We start from the raw sequence: 15,917 nt of genomic DNA on the forward strand, positions 1-15,917 counted from the left end.
CTCATCGTTGAATGGTTAGGCCAGAGCGGTGACATATCTGGGTGATATGGTCGTATCCGAGTTTTGAATAGGCAAAGGGATCGGCTTTGGCCGGGTCCTGTTCGGCCTCGACCACGATCCAGCCGTTGTAATCCATCGCCTTCAAGGCATCGGTGACGGCCTGAAAGTCGATGCAGCCTTGGGCATCGCCGGGCACGGAAAACACCCCTGCCGCCACCCCATCAAGGAAACTCCGGTCTTCGGCATGAACCCAATCCAGAACCGGCTGGCGCACATCCTTGAAATGGACATGACCCACCCTGTGGCCCCATTTGTCCAGCACCGCCAAAGGGTCCGCCCCGGCAAAATGCAAATGGCCGGTGTCATAGAGCAGGGCCAGCGCGTCGTCGCTTCCCTCCATCAGCCAGTCGATATCTTCGGCATCCTGAACCATCGCGCCCATATGGTGATGATAGGCCAGAGCACAGCCCTGATCGGCGGACCATTTGGCAAGCTCGGACAGTTTGGCGGCATAGGCGATCACCTCATCACGGCCCAGCTTCGGGCGGCGCGACACAGGTGTGTTTAGCGCACCCTGAATGGAGTTCGAGCATTCCGCATAGACGACGCAGGGCGCCTCCAGCGCGGCGAATTGCTCAACCTGCTGGCGGATGGCGTCTTTCTCCTCTGCCAGCGAGGCAGTGAGCAAATTGCCCGAACACCAGCCACCACAGAGCGCCACGCCAAAACGGTCCAGATAGGTCCGCAGCCCGTCGGTATCGGCAGGCATGCGGCGGCCACGCTCGACCCCCGCATAGCCGATGCGTGCCGCGTCCTTCATTGCGCCTTCGGTGGTGAAACCCGCGGTCAGGTCTGGCAGGTCATCATTCTGCCATGCAACCAGCGATATGCCTAGTCTCACCGCCATCAGTCGGTCCTCTGGCTGGCTTTTTTCGCCTCATATGCGGCCCGCGCCGCGGTCACTTGCGTGCGCTCCGAGACTTCGGGAACCCCGACATCCCACCATGTGCCGCCGGGTTCGCTGCTGGGGTAGGGATCGGTGTCGATGACGATGACATAGGGGCCGTTGACCTCGCCGCGTTTGGCCAACGCCGCTTCCAACTCTGCGATCGACGAGACCTTGACCGATCTCGCCCCCATCGACGCCGCATGGGCGGCAAAATCAATATCCGAGGGCTGCTGGTGAATCGTATGCTCCAGCAGGTTGTTGAACTCGGCGCCGCCAGTGTTCATTTGCAGGCGGTTGATACAGGCATAGCCGCGGTTATCGGTCACCACGACGGTAAAGCTGATCCCCATCATCGCCGCCGTCGCCATCTCGGAATTGGCCATCATATAGGTGCCATCGCCGGTGAAACAGATCACATCCCGCACTGGCTGGGCCATCTTGATCCCCATCGCACCGGCGATCTCATAGCCCATGCAGCTAAAGCCGTATTCCATGTGATAGGACATCGGGCGGGTCGATTTCCAAAGTTTGTGCAACTCGCCCGGCATGCTGCCAGCCGCGCAGATCACCACGGTCTCCTCGGTCGATGCGCGCTGCACCGCACCGATCACCTGCATATCGGTCGGCAATCCATCGCCGCCGGGGGCCTCGGTCAAGGGATCTACCGCGGCGAACCATGCGGCCTTCAACCCTTCGACACCCGCAGCAACCCTAAAGGTTTCCAAGGCCTTCGACAGTTCGCTCAGTCCGATTCTGGCATCGGCCAGCAAGGGCAGCGCGTTGTGTTTGCTGGCGTCATAGGCGGCGACATTCAGACAGGCGATCCGGCGGTCTGGATGCGCGAATAACCCCCAGCTTCCGGTGGTGAAATCCTGAAACCGCGTGCCCACACCAAGTATCAGATCCGCCTCCGCGCAGACCGCATTGGCCGGTTCACCGCCAGTGACACCGATCGGACCAAGGTTCAGCGGATGATCCCATGGGAGCGCGGATTTTCCGGCCTGGGTTTCGGTAACCGGGATATTATGCGCCTCGGCAAAGCGGCGCAGCGTCTCACTTGCGCCCGAGTAATGGACCCCGCCACCGGCCACGATGACCGGGCGCTTGGCGGATTTGATCGCTTCGGCCATCGCCGCAAGCTCCGCCAGATCAGGGCGGATACGGCGCTGCCGCCAGATCTTTGGCTCGAAAAAGCTGACAGGATAGTCAAAGGCCTCGGCCTGCACGTCCTGACAGAAGGCAAGGCAAACCGGCCCGCAATCGGCGGGATCGGTCAGGATGCGAAAGGCCCGCGGCAGGGCGGTCAACAGGTGTTCAGGCCGCGAGATACGGTCGAAATACCGTGTCACCGGACGAAACACGTCATTCGCGCTGACGGTTCCGTCGCCGAAATCCTCGATCTGCTGCAATACGGGGTCAGGGCCGCGATTGGCGAAGACATCGCCGGGCACCAAGAGAACCGGCAGCCGGTTCACATGGGCCAGCGCCGCCGCGGTCACCATATTTGTCGCCCCCGGTCCGATCGACGACGACACCATCATCGTGCGCTTGCGGCCCAATTGCTTGGCGTAGGCGATGGCGGCATGGGCCATTGTCTGCTCGTTATGCCCGCGCCAGGTCGGGAAATACGCTTTGGCGCCGTGCAGAGCCTCGCCCAGCCCCGCGACATTGCCATGGCCGAATATCGCCCAGCAGCCAGCGATGATCGCTTCGCCCTCTTCGTTTTTCTGGGCGGCAATATAGCGGATCATTGCCTGCGCTGCGGTCAGTCTAACGGTCTTGATCATGCTGCATCCTCCTGTGCGCCACGCCGCACCAACTCCCATGTTTCGCACAATTGGCGATACCGACCGGCCATTTGCGCCACCGCTTCGGCATCGGTCATCTCGCCCTTCATCCAGGCCCGCGCCGCATCGCCAAAGATCGTGCGACCAACCGCGAAACCTTTGACCAAAGGCTGTTTGGCGGCCATTGCGAAACTGGCCGCGAGTTCATCCTGCGGCGCATCGAGCCCAAGCACGACAATACCGCGTGTATGCGGATCATTGCGCTCGATGGCCGACACCGCATTGGCCCAGGCCGCATCGGTTTTAAATGGCTCGAGCTTCCACCAGTCGGGGTAGATCCCCGCCTCATAAAACATCTGGATCAGCCGGGACGACGTCTAGTCATTCGCCGGCGCGACCTTTGACGGGATAATCTCAAGCAGGAATTCCAGCCCGTTGCGCCGCGCGGCGGTGAACAGCCGTTTGACCCGCGCCACCTGCATCTGCGTGGTCTTCTCGCCATCATCGGGGTGACAGAAGACCAAGAGCTTCACCACATTCTCGCGCGCCCATTCCCGCAGACCGCCAAGATCCTCGCCCAGATCAGGCTCGAATTCGATCGGGCGGGAACCGGGCAATTCAGTGGGCCGCCCGATCCAAAGACCGCTTCCGCTGGCCCGGTGCAACGCCTCGCGTCCAATGCGGTTGTCACAAAGGATCCCGTGCCCCCCCTGCCCGTCCTGCACCTGCAGCGCGGCATCAAGGCAAAGCTGTTTGAACGCGCCGCCCTTTTCCAGCGTATACCCCTCCATCTGCTCAAGCTGCATACGGTGATCAAAGGCGAAGGCCTTGACAGATGGCCAATCGCCAGCGCGATTCGTCGCCCAATGCACCTGCTCCAACTCCGTGTCGTTGCGCAGATCGGGGCGTTTGATCCCGCGCTCGAGGAAAAACTGTAGCTCTTCCCAGCTTGGATAGGCGGGCGTGCAGCCGTGCCGCGAGACAGCGAAGGCGCCGCAGGCATTGGCGTAGGTCAAAGCCGTCGGCCAGTCGGCCCCGTCAAGCCATCCCTTGAGCAGGCCCGACATGAACCCGTCGCCCGCGCCCAAGACGTTGAACACTTCGATCGGAAAGCCGGGACCGGCCTGCCCCGCGTCCAGACTGTCAGGAATGTCACCGGCAAAGGCCACCGCGCCATCGGCGCCGCGCTTGCAGACCAGCGACGCCCCCGATACCGCCCGCACCGCGCGCAAGGCGGCAAGCGTATCGGTGGACCCGCCGGCGATATGGAACTCTTCCTCGGTGCCGACGATCAGATCGAACAGATGCAAGCTGGCCTGCAATTTCTCCGTCACCGCCGCGCTTTCGACAAAGCGGCTTTCGCCCTCGCCATGCCCCGCCACGCCCCAAAGGTTGGGACGGTAGTCAATGTCGAGCGCGGTCTGCATATTGTTTGCACGGGCGATCTCCAGCGCCTTGCGTGTCGCCGCCTCCACCTGTGGATTGCTCAGATGCGTTCCGGTCGCCACCACCGCACGGGCCGAGGTGATGAACCCCTCGTCCACATCATCGCAGGTCAGCCCCATATCCGCGCAATTCTCTCGGTAAAAGATCAGCGGGAACTGCTCACTGTCGCGAATGCCCAGCAGCACCAGCGCGGTCAGCCGCTCGGGATCGACCTTTACCCCGTCGGTGTTCACCCCCTCGCGCCGCAACTGCTCGATGATGAACCGGCCCATATGCTCATCGCCGACGCCGGTGATGACCGCGGATTTCATACCCAGCCGCGCGGTGCCACAGGCGATATTGGTCGGGGAACCGCCGATATATTTATCGAACGATCCCATGTCCTCCAACCGCCCGCCAATCTGCGCGCCATAGAGATCAACCGAGGACCGGCCGATGGTGATAAGGTCAAGTGCTTTGGTCATATCAGTCTCCTCGTCAGCCCATGCGCTCTGAGGCGTATGAGCCGGGTGATGGCGGGAAAACCACCGTCTTGTTGCCATTGATGAACACCCGCCCGTTCACATGGGCGTGGATCGCGCGGGCCAAGACCTGTGCCTCGACATCGCGCCCCAGCGAGACGTAATCCCTGGGCGATTGGGCATGGGTGACACGCACGATATCCTGCTCGATGACCGGCCCCTCATCGAGGTCGGCGGTCACATAATGCGAGGTCGCGCCGATCAGCTTCACGCCGCGCTCGAAGGCCTGTTTATAAGGGTTCGCGCCCTTGAACGACGGCAGGAAAGAATGGTGGATGTTGATGATCCGCCCCGACATTTTCTGGCACATCTCGTCGGACAGGATCTGCATGTAACGCGCCAGAACGATCAGCTCGGCGCCGGTCTCCTCGACCACAGCCATGATGCGGGCTTCGGCATCGGGCTTGTTCTCCTTGGTGACCTTGATGCAGTGAAACGGGATATCACTGTTCACCACGTCCTTCTGGTAATCCATATGGTTCGAGATCACGCCGACAATCTCGACCGGCAGCGCCCCGATCCGCGCCCGATACAGCAGATCATTCAGGCAATGGCCAAAGCGCGACACCATGATGATGACCCTGCGCTTGGCGCTTTCGTCAAAGAACGCGGACTCCATGCCGAATTGCTCTGCCACCGGGGCAAAATGTTCGGTCAGCGCATCCAGTCCGCGCCCCTCTTCCGACTGAAAGCTGACGCGCATAAAGAAATTGCCGGTCTCGCCATCATCGAATTGCGCGCTGTCGGTAATGTTGCAGCCCTGATCCGCCAGAAAACCCGAGATAGCAGCGACAATGCCGCGGCGGCTGTTGCATTGAACGCGGAGGGCGAATTTGGTCATCGGTCGTCTACCTTCAAGTATTTGCGCCAAGACATTGCGGCACAGGAACGGGACTAGATCTCGGCAAGCCGCACCGGCGCGCCGGACGCGAGCGAGCGGCTCGCGGCCTCGGCCATGGCGAGGGCCGCAACACCATCAGCAAGCGAGACCGGCACCGATGTGCCCGCCACAATGGCCTCGACAAAAGCGGCCCATTCGGCGGCATAGGCCGGCATATAGCGTTCCAGAAAGAAATAGGTCGGCTTGGCGCTGATCACCCCGTTGGCGGTGGATTTCACCACGGTGTTCTCCAGCATGTTCTGCGCTTGCAGCAGCCCCTCGGACCCCAACAACTCGATCCGCTGGTCATGCCCGTAGACCGCGCGGCGCGAGTTCTTGATGACGCCGATACGCCCGTCGGCATAGCTCAGGGTGACAACCGCGGTATCCACGTCACCCGCCGCCCCGATCTCGGGGTCGACAATCGACGAGGCCATGGCCGAGACCGACACCGGCGCCGCGCCCATGATGAAATTCGCCATGTCAAAATCATGGATCATCATGTCGCGGAACAAACCGCCCGAGACCTTGATATAGGCGACCGGCGGCGGCGCGGGATCAAACGAGGTGATCGACAGCAGTTCAGCCTTGCCGATCTCACCCGCATCGAGCGCAGCCTTCAACGCGCCAAAGCCGGGATCAAAGCGGCGGTTGAAGCCGATCATAACCGGCTGGCTGGTTTTGGCGGCGGCTTGCTGGCAGGCGCGCGCGCGCTCAAGGCTCAGATCAACCGGCTTTTCGCATAGAACCGCCTTGCCCGCCGCCGTGGCGGCCTCGATCAGGTCGGAATGCGTGTCGGTCGATGTTGCGATCAGCACCGCGTCGATCTCAGGGTCGGCGATGATCTCGGCGGTGCTGCGGGCCGCGCAACCATAGTCTGATGCCAGCTTTTCAGCCATATCGGGATAATGGTCCGAGACCGCCACCAGCCGGCTTGCCGGATGGGTGGAAATCGCCGCCGCATGCACACCGGCAATGCGGCCAGCCCCAAGAAGTCCTACTTTGATCATTCTGTTGTTCTTTCAATACCGGGAGAAGCCTCCCGCGGCGCGCGCATTCATCCGCGCCAATGGGTCGGGTTAGCCTTGCACATTGGCGAGAAAGGCGTCGAATTCATCATCCTTGATCGCCACCGTATGCTCGGCGGCCGGATAGCTGCCCGCATCCACATCGGCCTTGTAAGCGGTGAAGGCGGCGATGCGTTCCTGCTGCAGCTTGTCCAGCAGGCCGGACATATCGCGGTAGATCTTGCCATGGCGCGGCTTGTGGTTAACGCCGTAGCCGCAGACATCCTCGGTAAACAGATACTGCGCATCCGCATATTTGCCCGACCCCATCCCCAGCGTGATCAGTGAGGAGTTCTCGCTGAGATATTGGCCGATACGGTCCGGCACCACCTCCAGCTCGGCGGCAAAGACGCCGATCTCTTCCATCTTGCGGGCGTGGCGCCAGAGCGCGGCGGCCTCATCCGCCGTTTTGCCCACCGCCCGCCATCCGGTCCAAGTGATATAGGACGGCGTCAGTCCGATATGGCCGACAACAGCGATATGGTTGTCACAGAGCACCTTCTGGATGTCGTAGGAGGCCGCGCAATAAAAGCAGTCGCCGCCCAAGGCCGCATAGTGGAAGGCGGCGCGCAGATAATCCTCGGCGGTGGCCAAGGGACGGCCATTGAACTGGCCCCAACCGCCATAGGGCAGACCGACTTGCACAAAGCAGTCCCCCGCCGCCTCGCGCATTTCGGCATCAAACACCTTGCCTTCGATCGACAGCATATGGATGCCTGCCGCCGCAGCCGCCGCAGCCTCATCCGGCGTGCTGACATAAAGCATCGAGATTTTCTCACCGCGCTGTTTCATCTTGCGGATGTCATGGGCGTGGGGGCGATTGTGATACATGGTTGACGTCCTTGTCGTTCAGGCGGCGCGAAGTAGCCGTTTGAGGTTGTGTTCCGGGTCTTGCAGCACAGCCGGATCATGGGCGGCCCCGCGTGCGATCAGTTTTTCAAAAATCGAGATGTCCTTGGCGATGCTATTGCCGGACCCGATGCCGGCCACGGCGGTCAGACAGCCCTGCGCATTGCACTGGAATAACAGGCACTGGCCCGAGACCGTGGGGCGCGTATGAACAGGGGCGGAGATGTCAAACAGGCCCGCCACCTGCAGCGTCAAATCATACTGGTCCGACCAGAACCACGGCACCGCATTATAGGCGCTGGCCTCGCCCAGCATCGCCGCCGCCGCATGCGCACCCTGATCCTGTGCCGCTTTCCAGCTTTCCAGCCGCAGCCTTGCCCCGCGCCAGGTGAAATTGCAGCAATCTCCCGCGGCATAGATATGCGGATCGGAGGTCTGGAAAGACTCGTTCACCACGATGCCATTGGTCACCGCCAATCCGGTCTTATGGGCCAGTTCGGTGTTTGGCAGCGCGCCAACGCCGGCGATCACCAGATCGAACCCCTGCACGGTGCCATCAGCCAGCGTGATGCTGGTCGCCTCGGCTGTGGCAACGCCGGTTTCAGTCAGGATCGTCACCCCCTCGGCCGCGTGCCGCTGGTGCAGGATATCCGCGATCGGCGCGGGCACGGCGCGTTGCAATAGCCGCGCGGCCCCTTCGACAACGGTCACCTCGGCACCGGCTTTGACCGCCGTTGCCGCGAGTTCCAGACCAATGAACCCGCCACCGATGATACCGATGCGCGCGCCCGGCTTGAGCTGCGCCATAATCGCGGCGGCATCCTCATCGGTGCGCAGGGTCAGGCAGGTCTCCATACCCGAAAACACCCGCGCCCTTGCCCCGGTCGCAATCAGCAACCGGTCATAATCCAACGTCTCGCCATCAGCCAGCGCCACGGTTTTATGCGACGAATCGATATAGAGCGCGGTCTGACCGCTGCGCAGATGGATATCCGCCTCGGCAAATGCCGCTGCGCTCTTGATCAGTATTGGCGCTGACCCGAGGCGCTTGGACAGCGGCGGGCGTTCATAGGGCAAACCGGCCTCGCCATTCACCAGCGCAACCGAACCGCCATAGCCTCTGGCGCGCAGTTCGAACGCGGCCCTGACACCGCATTCCCCTGCCCCGATGATGACAATCCCTGTCATGGCCTACACCGTGAAGGCAGCGCGAAAGGCGTCGAGCGCTTGCTCCGGGCGGGTTTTGGCAAAGGCTTCAAGCCCCACCGGCCCATCATAGCCCATATCCGCCAAGGCGCGCGCGATCACCGGCCAGTTCATCTCGCCGGTGCCCGGTTCGCACCGGCCGGGATTATCCGCGACCTGCACCTCGCCAATCCACGGCAGACAGGCTTTGGCCCAACGGATCACATCCCCCTCGCCGATCTGCGTGTGATAAAGATCAAGGTTGATCCGCAACTGCGGGCGGTCAACCGCGGACACCAGCGACAGCACATCAGCCGTGCTGTTGAACGGGCAGCCGGGATGTTCGCGCAGATTGAGGTTTTCGAGGGTGAAAATGACCCCCTCTTCCTCGGCCAGATCGCAAATCCGGTGCAGCGTATCCCGCGCCCGCAGCCACATGCCCGGCGCCACATGCGCGATCTGCGGCACAGGGATACCGTGATCGCCAAGTCCGGTGCCATGCAGGTTCAACCGCTGCACCCCCAGCCGTTTGCCGACCTGAACCGTCTCGCGCGCCGAGGCGAGCAGCAGCTCGGCCCCCGCCTCATCGGCAAGACGCCCCTCAAGATAGCCGTTCATGATGGTGAAACTGGCGCCGGTGGCGGCCAGCGCGTCCAGATCCCACGTAGGCCAGTTCCACAGACCGACGCCAAAACCCATCTCGTGCAGCGCCGCCGCCCGCCAATGGATGGGCCGGTCCTGCCAAAGCATTTCGGCACAGGCCGAGAGTTGAAAGCCCATGGTCAGATCTCCACGAAAACCCGGCCATTTTCGACCTTGGTTGGATATGTGTGCAGGTTTTCACAGGCAGGCGGTGTCTCGACCTCACCATTGGTGCAGTCAAAGATCGAGGAATGCTTCGGGCATTCGATCGTTGCTTCGACCACCAGACCGTCGCTCAGATGCACGTCTTCATGGGTGCATAACCCGTCGGTGCAGTAATAGTTGTCTTCATGATCGCGCACGATGATGAAGGTCCGCGCGCCGTGGTCGAAACGGATCACGTCTTCTTCGTCGATATCGGTGGTTGCGCAGGCGTCTACCCAATTGGCCATTCTTGCCTCCTCAAATGTCTTGTGGCTTGTAATCAGCGGCGGCGGAGGGCATCACGCCCTGCAGAAGCGACACGGATTTCTCCAATCCTTCCAGCGAGTTGAGCAGAACGTCCTCATGCTCGATACTCAGCCATCCGTCATAGCCGCTCATCTTGAGGCGATAGCAGAACTGCCGCCACCATTCCTCGCCATGGCCGAACCCAAGGGTGATATAGGACCAACTGCGCGCCGGAATATCCATCAGACTGCCGGTCTCGAGTAGGCTGGTCACCGCCTGCACGGGGGCATTCAACATCGTGTCCTTGGCGTGGACATGATAGATCGCCTCGCCCAGGGCTTCGGCGGCCAGCAGCGGATCGGCACCCATCCAGAACAGATGGCTGGGGTCAAGATTCGCCCCGATCACCGGCCCGACCGCCGCGCGCAGTTTCAGCAGCGACGGCACGTTGTAAACGCATTGATTGCCATGCAGCTCCAGCGCGATTTTCTCGACACCATGCGCTTTGGCAAAGGCGGCAATCTCGGTCCAGAAGGGGATCAGTTTCTCGTGCCATTGATAGCGCAGGATCTCCTGCGTCTCCGGCGGCCAGCTGGAAACCACCCAGTTGGGCATCGTATCCTGTGCTGATCCGGCGGGCAGACCGGACATGCTGCAGACCGTTTTGATCCCCATCTCACCGGCCAGACGAATGGTTTTCTTCAGATCCTCGCCCTGTTTCAGGTCGGTCGGATGCAGCGGATTGCCATTGGCATTGAGACTGATGATCTCAAGCCCGCGGTCGGTGAATGCCTGCTGAAACGCCGCCTGCGCCGCCGGATTGCCCAGCAGATCGTCGATTTTGCAATGCGGCGCGGTCGACCAGCCGCAGGTGTTGACCTCGACCCCCGAAACACCCATGCGGGCGGCGTGATCCAGCATTTCGGTGAATGACATCGCGCCAAGACTGTCGCTTACGAATCCAAGTTTCATCGGTAGAACTCCGGCATTGCAATCAGCTCGATCGGCTGTTTCATTCCTGTTTCAAGTGCTTTGACGCCGGCCTCGGCGGTGACCGCAGCGCAATATCCATCCCAGCAATCCGAGCCGGTTTCGGGGAAGGCGCCGGTCTCAACGAAAGTCAGAAACGCGCGGTTCTGGCGCACATAGGCCTCGTGATAGCGGCCCCGCCAATCCGCGTCATAGCGGGTGGCCGAGGCGAGCTTTATGTCGGTGCGGGTATAGGCGACATTGTTCATCGCAATCGCCCCCTGCTCGCCGACCAGCTCGGCGCGCAGGTCATAGCCATAGGCGGCGTTGTTATTGATCTCGATGGTGACCAGCTGGCCATCGGTGGTGTCCAAAACCATCACCACCGGCGCAACGCGCGCATCCGAACGCCTTGGCTGATGCACCGTGATCGACGCATATTCCGTGCCCAGCACATGGCGCACGACGTCAAACTCATGCGGCGCCGAGTTGGTAATCGCCATCGCACCGGTGAAATCCGACGCCGGCGTTTCCACGTTGCGGTGGAAATTATGCATCATCAACGCGCGACCCAGCGTGCCATCGGTCAAGGCGCTGCGCATTTCCATATAAGAGCGGTCAAACCGGCGCATAAAGCCCAGCATGATGTGGCGCGCGCCCGCGGCCTGCTCGGCCTGCATGACCTCAAAGCACTCGGATGAGGCTTGCGACAGGGGCTTTTCGCACAGCGCCGGCTTGCGCGCGGCGATCGCGGCCTTGGACAGGGGCGCATGGGTGAAATCCGGCGAGGCGATAATCACCGCATCCACATCGGCGCGCGCGATCACCGACTCGGGGTCGCTGGCAACATCGGCCGCCCCATGTGCATCAGCCACCGATTTCGCGCGCTCTGGGTCCAGATCGCAGACCAGTTGCAGACGGGCGCCGGGCATGTCTTCGGCGACGATCTTGGCGTGATCTGCGCCCATGAGGCCCGCACCAATGACGGCAATTCTTATAGTCACGGCAGTCTCCGAAAAGGCGGACCGGCTTGAAGCCGTCCGTTACCAAGGGGGTTGCAAGGGGGGGCGAGCAGTTGCCCGACCCAAGATTAGTGTGCAGGTTCAGGTGGTTGCCCGTCATGGGCCTCCATATAGCCTTCGATATTGGCCTCCAGATCGGCCATCGACTCGCCACCGGCCATCAGGTCGGCGATTTCCTCGCGGCTCTTCTCGCCAGCGCGGAAATCAGCGGCAATGGCGCCGCGGATCAGAACCGCAAAGTGATCGCCGACGGCCATTGCATGCATCACCTGATGGGTGATGAAAATCACCGCCAGCCCGCGCCGCTTGGCTTCATTCACGATGCGCAACACATGGGCGGCCTGTTTGACACCCAGCGCCGCCGTCGGCTCGTCAAGGATCAGGACCCGGGCGCCGAAATGCACCGCGCGGGCGATGGCAAGGGACTGGCGCTCGCCCCCCGACAGGCCGCCAACAAGCCGGTCCCCATCGGTGATCCGCGTGATGCCAAAGTTCTGCACCGCCTCCACCGCAATCGCATTGGCCTTTTCGCGGTCATAGATCTTGAACGGGCCGTAGCCTTTGGTCGGCTCTTGACCCACAAAGAAATTGCGCCCCACCGACATCAGCGGATAGGTGCCGCCGAATTGATGCACCGTGGCAATACCGGCATTCTGGGCATCGCTTGGTCGGGTGAAATTGACCGGCTTTCCGTCCATATACATCTCGCCGCGGGTCGGCTGGAACACCCCCGAAAGCGTCTTGATCAGGGTGGATTTCCCCGCGCCATTATCGCCCAGAAGACAGAGAACCTCGCCCTCTTTCACCTTCAGGCTGATGCTATGCAAAACATCGATGGGGCCAAAGCTCTTGTCGACTTTGCGCATTTCTAGAACAGCTGTATTGTCTGACATGATGTGCCTTCACTTTTTCTTTGTGGTCGCCGCAGAGGTCGCCAGGTTTCGCAGGGTGTCATTCATCAGCACTGCAACCAGCAGCAAGGAGCCGATGAAGAGCATGTTCAGGTCTTTGTCGAAGGCGGTGAAGTTGATCCCCTGAAACACGATCCCGAAGGTCAATGTTCCGAAAACCACGCCGAGGACGGTGCCAAAGCCCCCGGTGAGCAGCACGCCACCGACAACCACGCAGATGATGGTGTTGAAAATCATCCCGAATTGCGTGGTGGTGCTGGCCGTATTCGCCAAGACCGCCTCGGTCATGCCGACCAGCGCCGCCGCCATTGCCGACAGGATAAACAGCGCGATCTTCAGTTTTGCGGTCGGGATACCGGCATTTCGCGCGCTCTCCTGATCGCCGCCCATCGCGAAAATCCAGTTCCCCCAATGCGACACATGCAAGACATAGAAACCGGCAATCGCCACGGCGATCCAGATGAAGAACGAGCTTTGCAAACTGCGGAAAACGGTGATCGCAGTCTCGCCCTCGCCGAGGATCAGCGAGTGGTAGTCACCGAAGATGAACTCAGAAACCACCCCGGCATCTTGCAGGCTGTGCTGCGTCGTGCCGGCAACCTGTTTGCTGACATAGGCGTTGAGCCCGGCGACGACAAAAAGCGTCGCCAGCGTCACGATAAACGAGGGCACTTGCGTGCGGGTCACAAGCATACCGTTCACCCAACCGATAGCGGCGGCGAAGCCGAAGCTGATGGCGACGCCAAGCCAGATATTGAGCCCGAAGGTTTCAACCGACATCGCCAGCACGATGCCACCGGCGGGGATCAGCGCCCCGACCGAGATATCCAGCTCTCCGGCAATCATCAAAAACCCGATCGGGATGGCGATAATGCCGACTTTCGAGGCGAAATTCAGCCAGGTCGATGCCCCCAGCGCCGTCATAAAGTTCCTGTCGAGGCCGAAATAGCCAAAGAAAACAAGAATGAGGACAAAGGCCGCCGCCGCTCCTGCTTCTGGCCGTCGCAAGGGTCCAAGAAAGGAAATACTTCGTTTCTCTTTTGTCGAACTAATGTCGACCGGTGCATCAACCATGATCCTATCTTCCTTCAAATGAGCTTGGGTTGCCCGCTTTGCCTATCGATGTGGGGTTCGTTGCAGCGCCGGTTGCGGCCAATGATCAGGCCGCAACCGGGGCTGGTTTAGCGCGCGCCGAGCGCGGCACCGGCACGAACCGCCTCGACATTCGCGGCATCAATGATCACCGGACCGGTCAAAACCGGATCCGTCGCGATCTCGGTGCCGAACCGCAGATGCGCAAACAGCATCGAGGTCGCAAGAAACCCCTGCAAATAGGGCTGTTGGTCGATGGCCATGGTTTGCGTGCCAGCGGCGATGCGATCCAGCGACGCGGGGCTGATGTCAAAGGCCCCGATCATCAGGTCAACGCCGGTTTGCTCAACGGCATTCGCCGCTGCCGCCGCGCCAAACTCGGCGCAAGAAATCAGCGCGTCGATAGAGCTGTCGCCGATCAACTCGGCCTTGATGACCTCGGCAGTGCCGGTCACATCGCCGTCAAGATTGGCCGGGGTGTTAAGGATCGTCACCCGCGCGCCGACCTCGGTCGCCCCGTCGGTGACACCGCGGCAACGCTCTTCTAGGTTGATCGCGCCCGGGATCTGGATGTGGCAGACAATATGCGTCGCGCCCTGTTCGGCCATATACCGACCGCCGCCATAGCCCGAGTGGTATTCGTCCGAGCCAAAGTAATTCACCGCGCCGATCTCGGCCTGCACCGGCAGACCGGCGTTATATTGCATGATGACAATCCCCTCGTCGCGGGCCACCTGCAGCGCCGGGATCTGTGCTTCGGGCACCCAGACCGGGATCGCAATCCCGTCAACGCCCTGAGCAATCGCCTGATTGATCAGCGTGACCAGATCGGGGCCGAAGTTCTCGTAATTCTGGGTGCGCAGATATTGGACCGTGCCGCCATTGGCCTCGACCATATGGGTCGCGTCATCCACGCCCCTTTTGATCTTATCCATGAATGCGTCTTCGATCGACCCTGCGATCACTGCGATATCCTGCGCATAGGCACCACTCGCCATAAGCGCTGCCACCGCCGCCGCCGCGATGTGTTTAGTGACGTTCATCTTGATATCCTCCCTGATTGACCTGCCGGATGTGACGGGCCCACTCCTCGTTACGTCTTTGGCTCTTTGGCCGCCGCCTGAGGCGAATTGTCTTTGGATTTCCATGGTCTTCCGGCGGCTGAACTCAGCGCCAGCTTTTTGAAATTCTCATTCATCGCCACCGCCAGCAGCAGCATCACGCCGATGATCAGATTGGACCAATTGCGATCAATCGCGGTGAAATCGATGCCCTTATTGACGATCGCAAAGGTCAGGGTGCCGACAAAAACACCGGGAACCGATCCGAAACCACCGGTCAAAATCACGCCGCCCACAACGACGCTGACGATGATGTTGAAAATATCGTTCATCCCGCCCGAGACCTGCGCCGAGTTGAACAATATCGCGTGGCACATGCCGACGAATGAGGCAGAGGTGGCGGTCAGGATGAACAGCAAGATGGTCATGCGATCCACCGGCACACCCGCATTGCGCGCACTTTCCTTGTCTCCGCCCATGGCGAAGATCCAGTTTCCGTATTTGCTGTAATGAAGGACGAACCAGAACACGGCGGCGAATATGATCCACCAGATGATCACCACTTGATGGCTGCCGCCGAAAATGAACTGGCCAAACATGAACTTGGCCCACTCCGGCGCCGCCAAGGGGACAGAGGCGCTGCCGGTCAACAGCTTGGAACCCGCCAGCACCACACCCTGCATCGCGACCAGCGTGGCCAGTGTGATGATCAGGGTCGGCACATTCGTGCGCACCGCCAGAATGCCATTGATCGCGCCAATAACCACGCCCAGCGCCAAGGCCCCGAGGATGCCAAAGACCATCGGAAGCTCGTAATAGCCGGTGATGATGGCGGTCGACATTGCCCCCGCCGGGATCATCGCACCGATGGAAATGTCGATCTCGCCCGAGATCATCAACAGCCCGACAGGGATGGCGACAATGCCGATCCGCGCCGCATAATTGACCCAGCTGGCCGCCCCGATCAATTGCCCGAAGTCCACGCCGCCGATGACCACATAGAAAGCCAGAACGCCGATCAGGCTTAACACGGATGCGGATGCGGGCCGCCGAAGCAGTATTGAGACTATTTTCATTCCCGTCACC

Annotated in this window: 14 protein-coding genes and 1 pseudogene; all 15 read right to left on the bottom strand. The window is 61.0% G+C overall.

Annotated features, from left to right (window positions below):
- Position 1: 1 nt before the first annotated feature.
- The gene (iolE, locus tag DDE20_RS03850) at positions 2 to 907 is read right to left on the bottom strand and encodes a myo-inosose-2 dehydratase (RefSeq protein ID WP_116557085.1); all 906 of its coding nucleotides are present in this window, start codon (positions 905 to 907) and stop codon (positions 2 to 4) included.
- The gene (iolD, locus tag DDE20_RS03855) at positions 907 to 2,736 is read right to left on the bottom strand and encodes a 3D-(3,5/4)-trihydroxycyclohexane-1,2-dione acylhydrolase (decyclizing) (RefSeq protein WP_205961609.1); all 1,830 of its coding nucleotides are present in this window, start codon (positions 2,734 to 2,736) and stop codon (positions 907 to 909) included. The genes iolE and iolD overlap by 1 nt, the downstream gene beginning before the upstream one ends.
- Positions 2,733 to 4,646 (bottom strand): annotated as a pseudogene (locus DDE20_RS03860) (bifunctional 5-dehydro-2-deoxygluconokinase/5-dehydro-2-deoxyphosphogluconate aldolase). The gene iolD and the pseudogene DDE20_RS03860 overlap by 4 nt, the downstream one beginning before the upstream one ends.
- A 13-nt stretch (positions 4,647 to 4,659) precedes the next feature.
- A complete protein-coding gene (gene purU, locus DDE20_RS03865) occupies positions 4,660 to 5,544 on the bottom strand; it encodes a formyltetrahydrofolate deformylase (protein WP_116557086.1) in 885 nt (294 codons plus the stop codon).
- Between the two features lie 53 nt (positions 5,545 to 5,597).
- Complete coding sequence (gene iolG, locus DDE20_RS03870) at positions 5,598 to 6,593, bottom strand: inositol 2-dehydrogenase (RefSeq protein WP_116557087.1); 996 nt, start codon at positions 6,591 to 6,593, stop codon at positions 5,598 to 5,600.
- 69 nt (positions 6,594 to 6,662) lie between these two features.
- A complete protein-coding gene (locus DDE20_RS03875) occupies positions 6,663 to 7,481 on the bottom strand; it encodes a 3-methyl-2-oxobutanoate hydroxymethyltransferase (RefSeq protein WP_116557088.1) in 819 nt (272 codons plus the stop codon).
- An 18-nt stretch (positions 7,482 to 7,499) separates the two neighbouring features.
- Positions 7,500 to 8,687 carry an NAD(P)/FAD-dependent oxidoreductase gene (locus DDE20_RS03880; RefSeq protein ID WP_116557089.1) on the bottom strand — a complete coding sequence of 396 codons (1,188 nt, stop codon included), beginning with the start codon at positions 8,685 to 8,687 and terminating at the stop codon, positions 7,500 to 7,502.
- A gap of 3 nt (positions 8,688 to 8,690) precedes the next feature.
- Positions 8,691 to 9,464, bottom strand: coding sequence for a TIM barrel protein (locus DDE20_RS03885; RefSeq protein WP_116557090.1), 774 nt, complete (start codon positions 9,462 to 9,464; stop codon positions 8,691 to 8,693).
- A gap of 2 nt (positions 9,465 to 9,466) precedes the next feature.
- Positions 9,467 to 9,778 carry a MocE family 2Fe-2S type ferredoxin gene (locus DDE20_RS03890; RefSeq protein WP_116557091.1) on the bottom strand — a complete coding sequence of 104 codons (312 nt, stop codon included), beginning with the start codon at positions 9,776 to 9,778 and terminating at the stop codon, positions 9,467 to 9,469.
- Between the two features lie 10 nt (positions 9,779 to 9,788).
- Entirely contained in the window at positions 9,789 to 10,748 is a 960-nt protein-coding gene (locus DDE20_RS03895) for a sugar phosphate isomerase/epimerase family protein (RefSeq protein ID WP_116557092.1), read from the bottom strand.
- The gene (locus DDE20_RS03900) at positions 10,745 to 11,749 is read right to left on the bottom strand and encodes a Gfo/Idh/MocA family oxidoreductase (RefSeq protein WP_116557093.1); all 1,005 of its coding nucleotides are present in this window, start codon (positions 11,747 to 11,749) and stop codon (positions 10,745 to 10,747) included. The genes DDE20_RS03895 and DDE20_RS03900 overlap by 4 nt, the downstream gene beginning before the upstream one ends.
- An 86-nt stretch (positions 11,750 to 11,835) precedes the next feature.
- Positions 11,836 to 12,660, bottom strand: a complete 825-nt coding sequence (locus DDE20_RS03905; protein WP_116557094.1) for an ATP-binding cassette domain-containing protein — start codon at positions 12,658 to 12,660, stop codon at positions 11,836 to 11,838.
- A 9-nt stretch (positions 12,661 to 12,669) separates the two neighbouring features.
- Entirely contained in the window at positions 12,670 to 13,602 is a 933-nt protein-coding gene (locus DDE20_RS03910) for an ABC transporter permease (protein WP_205961610.1), read from the bottom strand.
- Between the two features lie 257 nt (positions 13,603 to 13,859).
- A complete protein-coding gene (locus tag DDE20_RS03915; protein WP_116557096.1) occupies positions 13,860 to 14,813 on the bottom strand; it encodes a substrate-binding domain-containing protein in 954 nt (317 codons plus the stop codon).
- Positions 14,814 to 14,863: 50 nt separating this feature from the next.
- Positions 14,864 to 15,907 carry an ABC transporter permease gene (locus tag DDE20_RS03920; RefSeq protein WP_116557097.1) on the bottom strand — a complete coding sequence of 348 codons (1,044 nt, stop codon included), beginning with the start codon at positions 15,905 to 15,907 and terminating at the stop codon, positions 14,864 to 14,866.
- Positions 15,908 to 15,917 lie beyond the last annotated feature (10 nt).

It is taken from the genome of Pararhodobacter oceanensis, assembly GCF_003076755.1.
Classification (GTDB): Bacteria; Pseudomonadota; Alphaproteobacteria; order Rhodobacterales; family Rhodobacteraceae; genus Pararhodobacter; species Pararhodobacter oceanensis.